General features: G+C 59.3%; 18 protein-coding genes. 3 read left to right on the top strand and 15 right to left on the bottom strand.

Going from position 1 to position 16,437, the window contains the following annotated elements; translation table 11 throughout:
- Positions 1-24: 24 nt before the first annotated feature.
- The 9 genes from AC07V0_RS23925 to AC07V0_RS23885 all read right to left on the bottom strand — a co-directional run bounded on the left by AC07V0_RS23925 (position 25) and on the right by AC07V0_RS23885 (position 7,678).
- Positions 25-1,335 (bottom strand): MFS transporter, encoded by a 1,311-nt coding sequence (locus AC07V0_RS23925; RefSeq protein WP_019582752.1) that lies wholly within the window; start codon positions 1,333-1,335, stop codon positions 25-27.
- Between the two features lie 140 nt (positions 1,336-1,475).
- Positions 1,476-2,624, bottom strand: coding sequence for a galactonate dehydratase (gene dgoD, locus AC07V0_RS23920; RefSeq protein WP_192350918.1), 1,149 nt, complete (start codon positions 2,622-2,624; stop codon positions 1,476-1,478).
- 47 nt (positions 2,625-2,671) lie between these two features.
- Entirely contained in the window at positions 2,672-3,292 is a 621-nt protein-coding gene (locus tag AC07V0_RS23915) for a 2-dehydro-3-deoxy-6-phosphogalactonate aldolase (protein WP_192350915.1), read from the bottom strand.
- A 19-nt stretch (positions 3,293-3,311) separates the two neighbouring features.
- Positions 3,312-4,304, bottom strand: coding sequence for a 2-dehydro-3-deoxygalactonokinase (locus AC07V0_RS23910; protein ID WP_192350913.1), 993 nt, complete (start codon positions 4,302-4,304; stop codon positions 3,312-3,314).
- Between the two features lie 339 nt (positions 4,305-4,643).
- Positions 4,644-5,141, bottom strand: coding sequence for a hypothetical protein (locus tag AC07V0_RS23905; RefSeq protein ID WP_177325186.1), 498 nt, complete (start codon positions 5,139-5,141; stop codon positions 4,644-4,646).
- Between the two features lie 7 nt (positions 5,142-5,148).
- Positions 5,149-5,880, bottom strand: coding sequence for an alpha/beta hydrolase (locus tag AC07V0_RS23900; protein ID WP_192350911.1), 732 nt, complete (start codon positions 5,878-5,880; stop codon positions 5,149-5,151).
- Positions 5,881-5,886: 6 nt separating this feature from the next.
- Complete coding sequence (locus AC07V0_RS23895) at positions 5,887-6,381, bottom strand: PAAR domain-containing protein (RefSeq protein ID WP_064616611.1); 495 nt, start codon at positions 6,379-6,381, stop codon at positions 5,887-5,889.
- Between the two features lie 14 nt (positions 6,382-6,395).
- The gene (locus tag AC07V0_RS23890; protein WP_192350909.1) at positions 6,396-7,040 is read right to left on the bottom strand and encodes a hypothetical protein; all 645 of its coding nucleotides are present in this window, start codon (positions 7,038-7,040) and stop codon (positions 6,396-6,398) included.
- A 155-nt stretch (positions 7,041-7,195) separates the two neighbouring features.
- The gene (locus AC07V0_RS23885; protein WP_018926195.1) at positions 7,196-7,678 is read right to left on the bottom strand and encodes a GNAT family N-acetyltransferase; all 483 of its coding nucleotides are present in this window, start codon (positions 7,676-7,678) and stop codon (positions 7,196-7,198) included.
- 245 nt (positions 7,679-7,923) lie between these two features.
- On the opposite strand from AC07V0_RS23885, the gene AC07V0_RS23880 reads away from it, so the two are divergent.
- The 3 genes from AC07V0_RS23880 (at position 7,924) to AC07V0_RS23870 (ending at position 9,393) form a co-directional block, all read left to right on the top strand.
- Positions 7,924-8,577 (top strand): HD domain-containing protein, encoded by a 654-nt coding sequence (locus AC07V0_RS23880; protein ID WP_111455359.1) that lies wholly within the window; start codon positions 7,924-7,926, stop codon positions 8,575-8,577.
- 127 nt (positions 8,578-8,704) lie between these two features.
- Positions 8,705-8,959, top strand: a complete 255-nt coding sequence (locus AC07V0_RS23875) for a hypothetical protein (RefSeq protein WP_018926197.1) — start codon at positions 8,705-8,707, stop codon at positions 8,957-8,959.
- Positions 8,960-9,012: 53 nt separating this feature from the next.
- Positions 9,013-9,393 carry a Rho termination factor N-terminal domain-containing protein gene (locus AC07V0_RS23870; RefSeq protein ID WP_018926198.1) on the top strand — a complete coding sequence of 127 codons (381 nt, stop codon included), beginning with the start codon at positions 9,013-9,015 and terminating at the stop codon, positions 9,391-9,393.
- Positions 9,394-9,435: 42 nt separating this feature from the next.
- On the opposite strand, the gene AC07V0_RS23865 is transcribed toward AC07V0_RS23870, so the two are convergent.
- From AC07V0_RS23865 to araG, 6 genes are all read right to left on the bottom strand, one after another.
- Positions 9,436-10,365 carry a PfkB family carbohydrate kinase gene (locus AC07V0_RS23865; protein ID WP_192350907.1) on the bottom strand — a complete coding sequence of 310 codons (930 nt, stop codon included), beginning with the start codon at positions 10,363-10,365 and terminating at the stop codon, positions 9,436-9,438.
- A complete protein-coding gene (locus AC07V0_RS23860) occupies positions 10,358-11,824 on the bottom strand; it encodes a purine-cytosine permease family protein (protein ID WP_018926200.1) in 1,467 nt (488 codons plus the stop codon). Before AC07V0_RS23860 ends, AC07V0_RS23865 begins: the two co-directional genes overlap by 8 nt.
- 154 nt (positions 11,825-11,978) lie before the next feature.
- Positions 11,979-12,977: an ADP-ribosylglycohydrolase family protein gene (locus tag AC07V0_RS23855; RefSeq protein WP_192350905.1), complete on the bottom strand. Its 999-nt coding sequence runs from the start codon at positions 12,975-12,977 to the stop codon at positions 11,979-11,981.
- On the bottom strand, positions 12,974-13,687 hold the full coding sequence (locus AC07V0_RS23850; protein WP_026286427.1) for a GntR family transcriptional regulator: 714 nt from the start codon (positions 13,685-13,687) through the stop codon (positions 12,974-12,976). Before AC07V0_RS23850 ends, AC07V0_RS23855 begins: the two co-directional genes overlap by 4 nt.
- A gap of 198 nt (positions 13,688-13,885) precedes the next feature.
- Positions 13,886-14,854 carry an L-arabinose ABC transporter permease AraH gene (araH, locus tag AC07V0_RS23845; protein WP_018926203.1) on the bottom strand — a complete coding sequence of 323 codons (969 nt, stop codon included), beginning with the start codon at positions 14,852-14,854 and terminating at the stop codon, positions 13,886-13,888.
- A gap of 9 nt (positions 14,855-14,863) precedes the next feature.
- On the bottom strand, positions 14,864-16,408 hold the full coding sequence (araG, locus tag AC07V0_RS23840; RefSeq protein ID WP_019650447.1) for an L-arabinose ABC transporter ATP-binding protein AraG: 1,545 nt from the start codon (positions 16,406-16,408) through the stop codon (positions 14,864-14,866).
- Between the last annotated feature and the right edge of the window lie 29 nt (positions 16,409-16,437).

Genomic DNA, 16,437 nt, shown 5'->3' with positions numbered 1-16,437 from the left:
ATTATGGTCGCCGGACGGCTGCGACTACAACTTGATACGCTCGACCTTGCCCACCAGCAACACGTAGGACAGCGCACCCAGCAACGCCAGAACAGAGATATAGGTGATCGCCGGGGCAAACGAATCACCGGAGGCAAGGAAACCGATGACGATTGGCGTGGTAATCGCCGCCAGGTTGCCGATGAAATTGAACACCCCACCGGTCAGTCCGAGCAAGCGTGCCGGGGCCAGGGTCGACACCAGCGACCAGGTGATCGAGGCCAGACCGTTGCCGAAGAAAGCCAGCGCGAGGAAGGCAATCACCAGCGGCGTCGATTCGACGAAGTTGGCGCCGATGATCGAGGTGGAAATCAGCAGTCCGCCAATGATCGGTAGCTTACGGGCGAAGCCTACGGTGTAGCCGCGACGGATCAAAAAGTCCGAGAAGAACCCCGAGCACAGCACGCCGACAAACGCTGCGAGAAACGGCAGTGACGCCAGCAAGCCAGACTTGATGAAGTCCATGCCACGATATTTCACCAGGTAAGTCGGGAACCATGTCAGGAAAAACCACAAGGTCGAATTGAGGCAGAACTGGCCGAGGTAAATGCCCCACAATTTGCGCTTGCTCAGGACAATTCCGAGGTCGATCCAGCTGAATTTCGCCTTGGCCCTGGCGGCTTCGGCCTGAATATCCACCAACCCGCCACCCTCGCGGATCAGCTCGATTTCCGCGTCATTGGCGCCCTTGAAATCCCGTGGTTCGCGATACACCGCGTACCAGATCACCGCCCAAAGAATGCCCACCACACCAGTGCTGACAAACACCATGTGCCAGCCATATTGGTGTTGCAGCCAGGCAAGCACCGGCGTCAGGAACGCCAGGCCGACGAACTGCCCGGAGGTGTAGAAACCGATGGCTGTGGCGCGTTCGCGCTCGGGGAACCAGGTTGTCACTACGCGGCTGTTGATCGGGTACGCCGGCGCTTCCAGTGCACCGACCGCCATGCGCAAAACGAACAATGCAATGAAACTGGCGGCGAAACCGAGCATCACCGTGGCCAGCGACCACAGCAGCAATGCAACGCTATAGAGAATGCGCGGCGGCACCCGGTCCACCAGCCAGCCGCCGGGGATCTGCATGGCGGCGTAGGTCCAGCCGAATGCGGAAAAAATCAGCCCGACATGAATCGGATCGATGCCCAGGTCGCTGGTCAGCGCCGGGGCGGCAATGGACAGGTTGCTGCGGTCCAGGTAGTTGATCACCACCGTGATGAACAACAGGACCATGATGAAAAAACGCTTGCGACTGGGCGTCACCAACGACGCCTGCCCGGTGAGGGTTTGCGGTTGCATGGGGGGTGCCTCTTCTTATGTTTATTGAGGTCATGGTGGTTGATCGTTCCTACGCTCTGCGTGGGAACGCAGCCATGCGACCCAAGAGCATCCGGTGAGGCATTCCCACGCAGAGCGTGGGAACGATCACCGCGTGAGTTTCACCACTCGGCAAAACTGCCATCGGCATGGCGCCAGATCGGATTGCGCCAGCGGTGGCCGACGGCGGCGCGTTCGATCACGTATTCCTCGTTGATCTCGATGCCCAGGCCCGGCCCATTGGGGATCTTCACGAAGCCTTTGTCGTAGTCGAACACTCGCGGGTCTTTCACGTAATCGAGCAGGTCATTGCTCTCGTTGTAATGGATGCCCAGGCTCTGTTCCTGAATGAACGCGTTGTAGCAAACCGCGTCCAGTTGCAGGCACGCCGCCAGGGCAATCGGCCCCAATGGGCAATGCAGCGCCAGCGCCACGTCGTAGGCTTCGGCCATGTTGGCGATCTTGCGGGTTTCGGTGATGCCGCCCGCATGGGACGCATCAGGCTGGATGATGTCGACGTAGCCTTCGCTGAGCACACGCTTGAAATCCCAACGCGAGAACAACCGCTCACCAAGAGCAATCGGTGCGCTGGTCAGCGGCGCCAGCTCCTTCAGCGCTTCGTAGTTTTCACTGAGCACCGGCTCTTCGATGAACATCAGTTTGTACGGGTCGAGTTCCTTCATCAGCACCTTGGCCATCGGCTTGTGCACCCGACCATGGAAGTCCACGCCGATGCCGACATTCGGGCCTACCGCATCGCGCACGGCGGCAACGTTGGCCAGCGCCAGGTCGACTTTCTCGAAGGAATCGAGGAATTGCAGCTCTTCGGTGCCGTTCATTTTCACCGCGGTGAAACCACGGCTGACCGCTTCTTTCGCGGCGCGAGCAGTGTCCGCCGGGCGATCACCACCGATCCAGGAATAAACCCGGATCTTGTCCCGCACCTGGCCACCCAGCAAATCGCTGACCGACACACCCAGCGCCTTGCCCTTGATGTCCCACAATGCCTGGTCGATACCGGCCAGCGCGCTCATGTGGATCGCCCCGCCCCGGTAGAAGCCGCCACGGTAGAGCACCGTCCAGATGTCTTCGATGTTGCGTGGATCTTTACCGATCAGGTAGTCGGACAATTCCTCGACCGCAGCAGCGACGGTGTGCGCGCGGCCTTCGACCACGGGCTCGCCCCAACCGGTCACGCCCTCGTCGGTCTCGACCTTGAGGAAGCACCAGCGCGGCGGAACGATGAAGGTGGTGAGTTTGGTGATTTTCATCTCTATTGTCTCTCTTGTAGATGCAGCGCTCACAGCGCCAGAAAGTCTTAACGCAGAGCGTTCCATGCAGCGACATATGCCTTGGCGCGCACCGCTACTTCGTCAGCCGTCATGCCCGGTTTGAACAACCCGGAACCGAGACCGAAACCTTTGACGCCGGCCTCGACAAACACCTGCATGTTGTCTGGCGTAATCCCGCCCACCGGCAACAGCACCGTCCCCGCCGGCAACACCGCCAACCAGGCTTTCACTACGGCTGGGCCCATCTGTTCGGCCGGGAACATCTTCAGCACATCCGCCCCTTCGGCCAGCGCGGCAAAGGCTTCGGTCGGCGTCGCCACGCCCGGCGACAGGAACAGCCCTGCTGCCTTCGCCGCGCGCAACACCTTGGCATCGCTGTGGGGCATGACGATCACCTGGCCGCCCGCCGCTTTCACCTGCTCGACCTGTTCCGGCGTCAACACCGTGCCCGCGCCGATCAGGCAATCGGCGGGTAATGTGCTGCGCAGGATGCGGATACTTTCGTACGGCTCGGGGGAATTAAGCGGCACTTCGATGACGCGAAATCCGGCCGAGTACAAGACTTCGCCGACGGCTGCCGCCTCTTGCGGACGCAGGCCACGCAAGATCGCGATCAGACCGTTTTGTGCCAATGCTTGCTTGAGCATGTCAGACCTCCAGTCAGGTTTAACGGGATGGGTTTGCAGTGACCAGTCCGGCGGCGACCGCCAACTGCCACAAGCCGCGTTCGGTGGCCTGCTCGGCCAGGGTCACCCGGGTAAAACCGCAGGCGTCGAGCGCCCGGCTGTAGCGAGTGCAGAGTTGGGCATTGCCGATAAGGATGATCGAGGGCAGGTGCACGCTATTGCGTCGACGCCGCTGAACATTGGCCAGGGCCGACAGTTCATGGCCGATCAACAGGCCGGACAGATAGTCCGGCTGAGCGGTAGCGCTCAGCTCGCCGGTCAGCCCCAGGCTGCGGGCACTGAACAACGTCGACAGCGGCCCGATCTCGCCATCCGCCGACAGCGCCACTTGCACGCCACGGTCAAAAGCATCGCCATCAAAAGCCCCACCGCGCTGCTGAGTGCGCCCCAGAATGCTGTGTTCGCTGAGTACGGCGAAGACTTCGCCGGTCATGAAGGTATCGAAATGCACGATGCAGCCGTCGGCCACTTGCACCCATTTCGAATGACTGCCCGGCAGGCCTATCAGCAGATCCCTACCCGCCTCGCCCGGCAGATTCTGCAATACGCCGAGGACCTGGGTTTCCTCGCCACGCATAACGTTGGGCAAGTGCGAACGCTGAATCACACCCGGCACGATGTGCACATCGACACCGCGAAGACTGCGAACGGTTTGTAGGGAAGTTCCGAGATTGGCGACATTCGCCGGCGTGTCGCAGTAAGCCGCTTCGCGCCAGCCCTGAGCACTGCCGACCATGCCACAGGCAATCACCGGAACGTCGGGCTGCGCGTCGAGCCAGTCACCGCAAGCCTCATCAAAGGCCAGTTCAAAACCGTCGGCGCATGCCTGACCGGCGATGGTTCGCGGCGTCTTGGGCAACTGCATGATCCCGGACGACAGCGCACGCTGTTCCAGCACCTGGCCACCGAAGCCGAGTTTGTAAGCACGTAATGAGGTTGTCCCCCAATCGAGCGCGATCAATTGCGCCAGCATCGCTTCACCTGTTTTGTTTTTTGGCAGTGAGTGAGCTGGACTATAGACCTGGACGCAGAGAAATCTCAATATATAAATATCATTCCCACATTATGGGATTTACAAATATAGCTAGATTTTCTTCGCCAAAGCTCTGCAACTCGGCCTCACCCACCGCGTGGGTTAGACCGCCGAGATTGCTGATTTCAGTCAGGGGTATACGTACTGGAAATCGGCCTTCGATGAAGGGAAGACCGGGATTTTCAAGAGTTTGATGAGCGGTAACTGGGAAGCAACGGAGTGATAAGGCCGCTTGCCCTTTTAAAACAGCGAGCCTTATTGGCAGGGAGTTTTTTACTTTTACTTTTTAGTGGCAGCCTTCAACAACTCTCCGACTGGTACATACATGAGGTTTGAGAAATACGTCTTGTATGTGGTGGTATGAACTCTAAACACACAAGAAATATAATCACGCCCTCTCAACAACGGGACTAATGCTTCACCCTGCAAATACTTCTCCCCTCCCTTACCACTTTCAGACTCACTGAAAATAACGTCAGCCTTATAGATTTCTTGTGGACTGTCCACAACCCTTTCTACAAAGCCAAAACCGGAACGTCTAATGTGATGCGCTTGAGAGAAATCCATGTCATCTTCCAACGAACATACAAGCCCTTCACCAATTCGTGACTTGAACAATCCGAGAATCGCCACATCAGACGTAAAATAAACTTGATAGATACCTGTATCTCGAAGCTGTTCAACTTTTGAATAATGGAGCGTAGCGATAGGTTTTCCATGATTTAAAGAACAGGCCGAGCACATTAAAATTACAAAAAAAAGACAGAGCTTACGCATACAGATATCACTCCCTGAAATAGCTTAAAATAGACTCATTGAATATCTGACGAGCCGACTTTCCGGTTGGCAATACTTGCATAAACATCAGGTTGGCATCCGCATGGTTGATATCGACCCTGCCCATGACATTCGGACCTTGCGTGACTTCCCATTGCTCACCAAAGTCTGCCACCAGATCCGAAAAATTCCAGTTGACAGCAGCTGCTCGAATATTCACCCAGTATTCGGCTTTCGGCTTTGGCTCTCGCCTGTAAATGTTTGATATACCGTAAACAACTTTACCCTCACCGACAGGATCTAAAGTCATCAACATCTTTACTTTAAACCCCCTATCGGTCAAAATACTAGATAAATGAGCACCATTCCATCCACCGAGACTATGGCCCACAATGTAAACCGCTGTGGAGCAATTGGGTATTCGACTGATTACATTCTTTTCTAAGTCTTCATCACTAATAAATGCATTATAGCTGAGAGCCCACGAAGGACAGCGATTAAATACATTCAACTTTTTTGCATCTGCAATAGCTATATCACGAACATAACCAATGTTATTATTAGGGCCAGTAAGATAATAGCTTTCTTGATCCCCCGCGCCACCTATAAAAAATATAACCAAATCTCGTAAGCCAACAGAAACCTGCTTGACAGACTGATCTGTCTTGCACGTAAGCGTATGAGTTTTCACCTCTCTTTTTGCCAAGGGTGTTTCTACCGTCGCGTTTTCACCGGCCATCCTTGGTCACTCCACAAACAATTTAATGGTTTCAGCCAAATGCGAACTGACGGTATGGGTAAACCCGGACGCATCCGTGATGCCATGCTCTTCGCTGCCGTCCCCACGCTGAATGGTGTAGGGGTGATAGGGAACCGGCTCTCCAGTCGCCTCATTGACCACTTGCAACCTGTCCGTGAAATGCACCGGCATCGGCAACAACCCACTGAACGTGGCGCCTCCCCCGCTTTGCCCAATAATGACGGTGCCGGAGCCTCCAACCACCACGTTGCCATGCCCGCCCGTACTATCGAGCGTTGCAGCGTTGAGGCCATTGATAAATACCGTGCTGGAGACCGCGCCGGTGATCGGGCTGCCGCAGGCGGATTTATCGGTCATTCGGGCAGCGCCGAGGCCGTCGAAGAACACGTCCGGGGAACCAGACACGATCGGGTTGGTGCCATGGCCCGGCAACGGGCACGCGGTCGGGTCGGTGACGCGCGCAGCGGGTTTTCCACTCAAGTCAAAGCTCCTTGCTACTGAGGTTCAGGGTGAGGCTGATAGATATCAATGTCGGCCGCGGCGAAGCGCCAGCGGTTATCGACCGGGTCGAATAGCGCGTGACAATCGTCATGGCTGTCGGGAGATGAAACGTTGTGAAGGGTTTGCCAGGCTTCGGCGACTTGCCATTCCATATCCGCATCCGAGACGCTGTCGAAGTCATTGAGCCAAGCGTTGTAGTCGCGCAAGCCGATCCGGTTATAGGACGTCTGCAGCAGGCTAGTCATTTGCGGGCCGAAGTCGATGTAATGCTCTGCGGTCCATTGACCGATGTCGGAGTAGACGTACCAGCCCATGGGCAACAATGTGCCATCGTTCAATAACGATTGATCCGCCAGGACAACGAAGCCACAGCAGACGTGCAGCGTCAGCCAGCCCTGATGATCCTGGATCAACTGATTTGGATCGAACGTGCGAAGCGGGACAACGCGGTACTCCTCAAGACCGCGACTGCGCGCCATCAACTCGGCATCCAGACGCGAGACGAACGCCCGGATCGCCTTACCGCCCGTGCGGTTGAGAGTGCAAAGGATGTCCACCGGCTGGCGATGTCGGTCGTCCGTGGAGCCAAGGTTTTTCACCAGGCCATACAAACGCATCGTCGCCCGAAGTCCGCTCATCGCCAGTCACTCATTGACGTAGCAAAGGCTCCACGGGCGTGGAGGAAGAGTGCCAAGGGCATTGCAAGTGTCGTCCGTGAGCGCGCAAAAGGCGCACAGAATGCCGGACTAGAGCGGTGTAGACAACCGATGCGTATCAGATCGCCATCAATCGATCAGCCGCCCTCGGCAAAATCCCTTAGCACCGCCCCATCCATCCGATACCGCACCCACTCTTCCTGCGGTTGTGCGCCGAGGGATTTGTAGAATTCAATCGCCGGTTTGTTCCAGTCCAGCACGCTCCATTCGAAACGGCCGCAGTCATTGGCACAGGCGATTTTTGCCAGGTGGCGCAGCAAGGTTTTACCGGCGCCGCCGCCCCGTTGTTCAGGGGTGATGTAGAGGTCTTCTAGGTACAGGCAATTGCTGCCCAGCCAGGTGGAATAGCTGAAGAAGAACACCGCGAAGCCGATCGGCAGGCCATCGCGCAGGCAGATCAGGCCATGGGCGGTGGCGCCTTCGCTGAACAGGCTGCGCTCGATGTCGGCGACGCTGGCGATGACTTCGTGGCGGGCACGTTCGAAGTCGGCCAGTTCAGTGATGAACGCGAGGATTTGCGGAGCATCGCTGGGGGTTGCCGGGCGGATTTCGATCGTCATGGACGTGCCTTGTCAAAAGTTGAAAACGCCATACTAAGTCCGCGCGCGGCGCTCGTCACATTTGAAATGATGGAGGGGGCCTTTGTGGCTAATGTCGATTCGCTAAGTAATCTCAGCCGTAACACACTCTCCGTAGCAGCTGCCTCGCAGGCTCGGCAGCTGCTACGGATTGCATTTACGGTTTAACTTACTGGCATTGGAGCAAGCTCCCTCGCCACAAAAGCGTTTTCATACTTAGGACATTTATGAGCACCGCTGCTTTCGCACCTCTGCAGAATCTGGCTTCTGAACTGCTGCCCCATGCGCTGGAACCTGGCGAGGATGGCGCCCACGATCTGTCGCACTTGCAACGGGTATGGCACAACGTGCGCACGCTTCATGCTGAAGAAAGCGGTGATCTTGAGGTGCTGCTGGCCGCCGTGCTGTTGCACGATTGCGTGGCAGTGGAGAAGAACTCGCCGCTGCGTTCCCAGGCGTCACGGCTGGCGGCGCAGAAAGCGTCGACAGTGCTGACAGCCATGGATTGGCCTGACGCAAAAATCACCGCGGTCGTCCATGCCATTGAGGCCCATAGCTTCAGCGCCAACATCACACCCACGACCCTCGAAGCCCGAATCATCCAGGACGCCGACCGCCTCGACTCGCTTGGCATGCTCGGCGTGGCGCGTACCTTCTACATTGCCGGGCGCATGGGCAGCGCGCTGTACGACCCTGTGGACCCGGAGGCAGACGAGCGGGACTACGACGACAAACGCTTTTGCCTCGATCATTTCCAGACCAAATTGCTGCACCTGGCGGACGGCTTCCAAACGACCACCGGCCAGCGTCTGGCACAGGTTCGCCATCAACGCTTGAAGGGATTCATGGAGCTGTTCAAGGAAGAAATCGGCGTCGGCTGAGGAGCCAGAGCCACACCGCTCGTCGTTCATCAGGCACCAATCCCGGTCGGGGACGGACCAATATCGAGTAAGGGCTCGCCAATGCGAGCGAGGAGCAACACTCGTCCATCCCAACCAAGAGGTCACCATGAACGTCGATAAAAACCTGGAAAAAGAAGTCCTGACCCGCCTGCTGCATGCCCATCCAAGCGGCTTGGGCAAGGAGGTTCTGGACAATTACCGGGGGGAGAAAGTCGTGGCCAGCACCCTTGCGACGCTGCAGGAGCGTGGGCTGATCCAGCACGGTCATGTGATCTGCAACGAAGCCGGCGAGCACTCGCTGAACCTGCCGATCAAACTCAGCGCCGCTGGGGTTGAGGCGGCGCGCAAACTGGATAACTAACCGAGCAGGAGCTGGCGAAGCCTGCGCCAGCTCCTATAGCCAGGAGAAATCCCATGCCTCGTGGAAGCAAAGACAAATACACCGCCGAGCAGAAACGCAAGGCCGAACACATCGAAGAAAGCTACGAACGCAAAGGCGTGTCGAAAGATGAAGCCGAGGCCCGCGCCTGGGCGACGGTAAACAAGCAGTCGGGTGGCGGTGAGCGCGCCGGCGGCTCGGGACGCAAGAAACCGGCCGCTGCCAAGTCTGCCGATCGCAAGGAATCAGCCCGCCGTGCCGTCGCCACCCGTGAGGGCAAACCGCGCAACAGCAAGGCGTCACGCGATACCCAGACGGTGGACAGCCTGATGAGGGAAGCCCGGGCGAAGAAGATTCCGGGGCGCTCGAGCATGCGCAAGCAAGAGTTGATCGAGGCGTTGCGCAAGGCGGGTTGAAAGTCAGGATTAAGGGTGAATTTGAGGGCCGATGGCGGCTGATCAGGCGCTGAAAGTTTCGCGGATCAACGCGTCCACCTCCACCGCCCCCGGCGAAGTCGCCGGCCCCCAACGAGTGACCGCCAACGCCGCTGCCGCGTTCGCCCGCCGTGCCGCTTCAGCCGCCGACAAGCCCTGCGCCAACCCGGCCACAAACACCCCGGCATGGGCATCCCCCGCACCGTTGCTGTCGACGGCCGAGACCTTGAATCCCGGCACCTGCTGACGGTCGCCATGCTGGCTGATCCAGCAACCCTGCGGCCCATCGCGAACCACCATCAGGGCGTCCGTCGGTAACTGATCCGCCAAAATATTCAACGCCTCGGCAGTGTCCGACGCCCCGGTAAACCGAAGCGCCTCGACACGGTTGCTGGTCCACAGATCGATGCGCGGCAGCAAGGCCTTCATCAGCGGTGCGTCCGGCGAATCCACCAACGGTCCCGGATCGAATACCACTTTGATCCCGTCCGGCAACTCCAGCACCCAATCCACCAGCACCTGAGCCTTGCCGGCATGCAGCAGGCTGTAGCCGCTGACATAGACAAAGTCGCCCGCCTCGGCCGGCACACTCGCCAGGTCTTCGGCGGTCAATTCGCCTTCGGCACCGATGTAGGAAATGAACGTGCGTTCGGCCGAGGCTTCAGTCAGTGCGACACACAACCCGGTGTCGCGCTCAGCACGGTGAGCGATGCCGATCCGAATGCCTTCTGCCGTCATCGCCTCCCGGGCCAGATCACCAAAACGGCCATTGCCATGGCGCCCGAGGTAGACCACCGACAAGCCGTTCCGTCGGGCCGCGGCCATCACATTGAAACCGCCGCCCGCCTCGAAACGGGCGGATTGCGCCAGCACGTCACCGCCCGAATGAGGCAATTTGTCCACGGCCATGACCAGGTCGATGATGACCTGGCCGGTGTGCAGCAGCCTAGACATGCGCAGGCTCGAGCAACGCGGTACGACGGTCCTTGGCGCCGCCGAGCACCCAGTAAATCCCGCCAGCCACCACGAACGTCACGATCCAGCCCAGGCCGTTGTGACCCAGCCAGGAGTCGGACAGGAAGCCCCGGAACCAGACATCTTGTTCAGTGGTGCCAATGGTGGTGAAGCTGAAACCCAACACAATCGCCACCGCCCACGCACCGAATGCACGCCATTCGACGCCGCCGCGATACCAGTAGGCGCTGCTCGGGCTGACGTCCAGCAGGTCCTTGGGGCTGTAGTAATGACGATGGATCAGGTCGACCACGAAGATTCCGACCCACGCCGTGATGGGCACCGCCAGCAAGGAAATGAAGGTAATGAACGGACCGTAGAAGCTCTCGGCGATCAGCATGAAGTAGATCGAGCCGGCGAAGATCGCCACGATATCGACCACCACCGCGTACACGCGCTTGACCTTCAGACCGAGGGTCAAGGTGGTCAGCCCGGCGGAGTACACCGACAGGTTGTTCGACAGCAGTAGCCCGCCGAACGCGGTGATCAGGTACGGCACCGCCATCCAGCTCGGCAGCATGTCGCGGATCGCGACAATCGGGTCAGTGGCCGAGGCCAGATCGTTGTTACCCACCGACAGCAGACCGCCAAGGGTGATCAGCAGCACCAGCGGAATCCCCGCACCGAACGCCGCCGACGCCACCAGGCGCACCGCTTTGACGCTGCGGTGCTGGTAGCGCGACATGTCCGCGCCGGCGTTGGCCCAGCCGATCCCGGTACCGGCGGCCATGGTGCCGATGCCGATGATCATCGCGCTCAGCGGTGCTGGCGTGGCATTGAATACGGCGCTCCAATCGATGGTCGCGCAGAGGAAACCACCGACCAGGATATTCAGCGCACCGAACACATAGGTTGCCCATTTCTGGATCACCAACAATGTGGCGTGGCCGAGACCGGACACCGACAACGTCAGCAGCACGAAAATCGCGATGAACACCAGGGTCAGCAGCGGTGCGCTTTTGGCTTCCACCGGCGAGCCGAACACTATCGAGCACAACGACAGCAGGACGAACGCGGCGGTGGTGGTATTGACCGTTTCCCAACCCAGGCGCGACATCAGCGAGACCAGCGTCGGGCCGATATTGCCGCGTACGCCGAAGATCGCCCGCGACAATGTCAGGCTCGGTGCGCGGCCACGACGACCGGCAATGGAGATGATCCCCACCACCGCAAAAGAACCGGCGGCACCAAGGATCGCGACGATGATCGCTTGCCAGATCGCCAGGCCGCGAAAGGCCACCAGCGTGGCACCCAACGGCAAGCCGAGAATGGAAATGTTGGCCGCGAACCAGACCCAGAACAGTTGCAGCGGATGACCGTTGCACTCCCCCTCCGGTACCGGTTCTATACCACGGGTTTCCAGTTGTCCGGCGCTTTGCCCGGCGTTCGATGAACTCATGAAAATGCTCCTTGCAATTGTTATGGTGTGGGCAATCTCGGAGGACAAAACAACAGCCGGCCGTCCTGCCCGTGTTTGTGCGTTCCATTGCGGGTGAAAAATTCAAGTATGCGGCGTGTTCATCGCGGGCAAGCCCGCGATGGGGCCAGTCCAGTCAACGTAAAGCCAACAGTCCTTTTACCAACGGTTCCAACTCCAACGAGTTAACCGCTTTAACCTGCTCGATCATCGCCATCGGCCAGCTCTCAAGCCCCAGACAGGCCCCGAGCATGGCGCCGAGCATCGCCGCGATGGTGTCGGTGTCACCGCCCAGGCTCGCGGCCATGCACAGCGCTTCGAAGGCCGTCATCTCGCCGATGGCCACTTGCTGGGCCAGCGCAAACGACACCACCACCGATTCCTGTGAGGCCACCGAAGTGCCGATCACGTCGTACAGCAAATCCGCCAGCAACGCCTTGTCGCTGTCGATGCCGATACTCCGCGCCCAACTGATGCGCGAGGCAATCCGCCCGCCGGCGACCCAGTGGCCGTGACTTTCTGCCTGCTGCGCGAATTGCTGGCCGAGGTTCAACGCCTCACCCAGGTCCATGCCGTTGATCCCGGCGGAAACCACTGCCGCCACCGCCGCCGCACTGGCAATTCCCAGCGTGGTGTTGTGGGTCACCTGACAGGCTTGCACCACGGCGCGGATGAAACGCTCTGGATCGGCGACATCGGCCGCAATCCCCACCGGGGTGATGCGCATCGCTGCGCCATTGGTGGTGCCATAGCGCCCCGCCTCTTCCAGCGAGTGGCCGGCGAGGATCATTTCGATCGCGCGTTTGGTCGAAGGGCCGAGCAAGTCTTGCGAGCCCTTGGCCTGCATCCCGGCTTCCCATTCGATCAATCGTTGGGCCAGTACCGCCGGTTCGATCCGGCCCTCGCCCTCGATCAACAACCGAGCGACCAGAATCGCCTGCTCGGTATCGTCGGTGATAGAACCTTTGGGCAAGTTCGCGGCAATCGGTTGATCGGGGCCGGCGTCTTGCAGATCGGTGATTTCAACGAAGCGCGCCTTGATGTCGGCGCGGCTCAGGGATTGGGTCGGCATGCCCAGCGCATCGCCCAGGGCCAGTCCATAGAACGCGCCGAGGGCACGGTTGAGCGCGGTCATTTTGGAGCTCCAAACTGCAAATGCAGACGAAAGTGCACCGGATCGAGCAGGCTTTCGACCTGCTCCATAAAACGGTTCTGACGGTCGTAGGTGGTGCGCAGGGCCTTGAGAAATACCGTGCCGACCGGGCGCCCGAGCAGTTCGGCGTCTTCGGCGTTCAAGGGTTCGGCACCGATCCACTGATCGCCGTGCTCGCCGACATAGCCGTAGGCAGCCAACGTGATGGTCAGGGAGTTATCAATCAGTCCCACTCGCGGCAGGCCTTCCAGGCCTCCGGTCGCGGGCATTAACGCGCGTTCCAGAGACACCAGCGTACCGTCGGTGGCGCGCCGGCGACGGTCGAGGGTGATGAATTGATCGGTGCCGAACCGCGACAGCAGGTCAGGACGGGTCACCGCCTCCAGTCGCAGCACTTCGGTATTGATCAACGCCCCGCTGTCCGCCAGTGCCTGGGCCCAGCCGCTGCTCTGATCGAGCACTACGCCGTCGTAAGTAACGATGGAACCGACTCCGCTTTGCGTGGCGATGTAGTGACGCCGTTTCAGTTCGGCCAGGGCTTCACGCAGCGTGCCGCGGCTGACCTTGAATTCTTGAGCCAACTGATGTTCACCCGGCAATAGCAAGCCGTCCTCCATGAGGCCGCTTTCGATGCGCCGGACAAGCTCATCGATAATCCGTTGTTTCTTGTCAAATCGTACCTGTCTAACCATGTACAAAGTGATAACCGAAAGGGATTAGGGCGAGCAAGGGATATTTTGTGGCTGGATTGTGTGACAGACAGACCGCTTTCGCGGGCAAGCCTCGCTCCTACAGGGGGATCTGCACGGTACTGTAGGAGCGAGGCTTGCCCGCGAAGGCGTCGGCACATCCAGTATCCATGTGCCGGGCATCCCGCTCCCCCGGGAAAATCAGCGTTGTTTCAGTCGGTCGATCACAACCGCCAGCAACAGGATCGAACCGCGAATCACGTACTGATAGAAGGTATCGATGTTCTTCAGGTTCATCGCATTCTCGATGATCGCCAGAATCAGCACTCCGGCAATCACATGCCGAATCATCCCGATCCCGCCACTCAGCGACACCCCGCCCAACACGCAGGCCGAGATCACTGTCAGCTCGAAACCCTGGCCAATCATCGGCTGACCCGAGGTCATGCGCGACGCCAGAATCACCCCGGCCAATGCACCAATCACCCCGTGCACGGCGAAGATGATGATCTTGGTTCGGTCAACGTTTACCCCAGCCAGCAACGCCGCTTCCTGGTTGCCACCGATGGCCATGGTGTTGCGCCCGTAGGTGGTGTAATTCAGCAGCCAGCCGAAAAACAGGAAGCAAACGATGGTGATCAAAATCGGCACCGGCACACCGAATAACTGGCCATTACCGAAGACGAAAAACGACTCCTGGGACACGCCCACCGCTTTGCCGTTGGCAAAGATGTAAGCCAGGCCACGAACAATCTGCATGGTCGCCAGCGTGGTGATCAACGCATTGACCCGCAGCTTGGCGATCACGATCCCGTTGATCAGCCCGACAATCAGCCCCATCACCAGCGCCGCACTGACGCCGAGGAACACGCTGTTGGTGTCGCGCATCACCACCGCCGCGACCACGCCGGCGCAGGCAATCACCGAGCCCACGGACAAGTCGAAGTGCCCCGACGCCAGGCAATACAACATGGTGCAGGCGGCAATCCCGGTGGTGGAAATCGCCAGGCCCAGACCGCGCATGTTCAGCGGCGACAGGAAGTTGTCGATCAGCAAGGTGCAGAGCACGAAGATCCCGACGGCCGCCAGCAGCATTACCCAGTCATCGAGAAAGCGTCGTAGGTCCAGCGGTTTGCGCGGGGTTGGCAGAGCGTTGTTTTGGATGGTCATAGTCACCTCTCAGTTCGCCACGTCGGCAGCGCGTTGGCGTGGCAAAGCCAGTTGCAGCAGGTTGGATTCATTGGCGTGTTCGCGGGTCAGTTCGCCGCGCATCGTGCCTTCGCAGAGCACCAGGATGCGGTCGGAAATACCCATGACTTCCATCAGGTCGCTGGACACCACAATCACCGCAATACCGCTGGCGGCCAGGTTGTGGATGATCTGGTAGATCTCGGCTTTGGCGCCGATGTCGATGCCGCGTGTAGGCTCATCGAGCAGCAGGACTTTCATCGGCATCGACAGCCAGCGACCGAGAATCGCCTTCTGCTGATTGCCGCCGGACAGGTACATGATTTTCTGCGCCGCGTTGGGCGTCTTCACCTTCAGCGCCTTGATCTGCTTGTCGGCGTTGCCCTTTTCCCACAGCCCGCGCAACAGGCAACCGAAGGTGGAATGAGCACCACGAGCACTGATGTTGATGTTCTCGGCGACACTGGCGAGCGGCAGGATGCCCTCCTTCTTGCGGTCCTCGGGGCACAGCAGAATCCCCGCCGCAATGGCATCGCGCGGTGAACGCAGTTTCAGTTCATGTCCACGCAACTCCAGGCGTCCGGCCGTGTTGCGGGTAAGTCCGCTGAGCATGCGAAACAGCTCGGTGCGGCCCGCGCCAACCAAGCCGAACAGACCCAGAATCTCGCCCTTGTGCACCTCGAAACTCACCGGTTCACGCAAACCCGGCCCCAGCAAACCGTCAACCTTGAGCGCCACCGCGCCACGCGGGCGGCTGCGGTAATCGTAGATATCCTGAATGTCGCGACCGACCATGCACGTCACCAACTGGTCATGGGTCAGCGCGCTCATGTCCTCGAAGGTGCGCACGAAGCGACCGTCCTTGAACACCGTTACCGCGTTGCAAATACGGAACACTTCCTCCATGCGATGGGAGACGTAGAGCACCACTTTGCCTTCGTCGCGCAGGCGCCCGATGATTGCCATCAAGCGATCGATTTCCCGCGCCGACAGGCTGCTGGTGGGTTCGTCGAACGCAATCACATGCGCGCCACGGGACAGCGCCTTGGCGATTTCCACCAGTTGCCGCTGACCGAGGGACAATCGCCCGACTTTCTCTTGTGGATCGATTTCATCGGCCAGGCCTTTGAGGCAGGCCAGTGCCTGTTGCCGCAAAACGCTGCGATTGATCAGGCCGAAACTTGCCGGCAGATGCCCAAGAAACAGGTTCTCGGCCACGGTCATTTCCGGCACCAGGTGCAGCTCCTGATGGATCACCGCGACCCCGCTGCCAATGCTGTCGGCAGTGGATTTGAAGACCCTCGTCTGCTCGCCGATCCGCAGGTCGCCGCTGCTCGGCGTGTAAGCACCGCCGAGGATCTTCAGCAGTGTGGATTTACCGGCGCCGTTCTCGCCCATCAAGGCGTGAACCTGCCCCGGATGCGCGACGAAGCTGATGCCGTCCAGCGCCTTCACCCCGGGAAAGGTTTTGCCGATCCCGTTGAAGCGCAGGCTGCCGCCAATGCGCTGTTCATCTGTTTGTACGTGTGCGTGCATAACCCACCTCATCACACCGATCAGGCGGC

This window comes from Pseudomonas sp. GW821-FHT01E10, from assembly GCF_059422365.1.
Note: the sequence above shows the minus strand (reverse complement) of the source record. Positions and strands in the feature narration are given on the sequence as shown.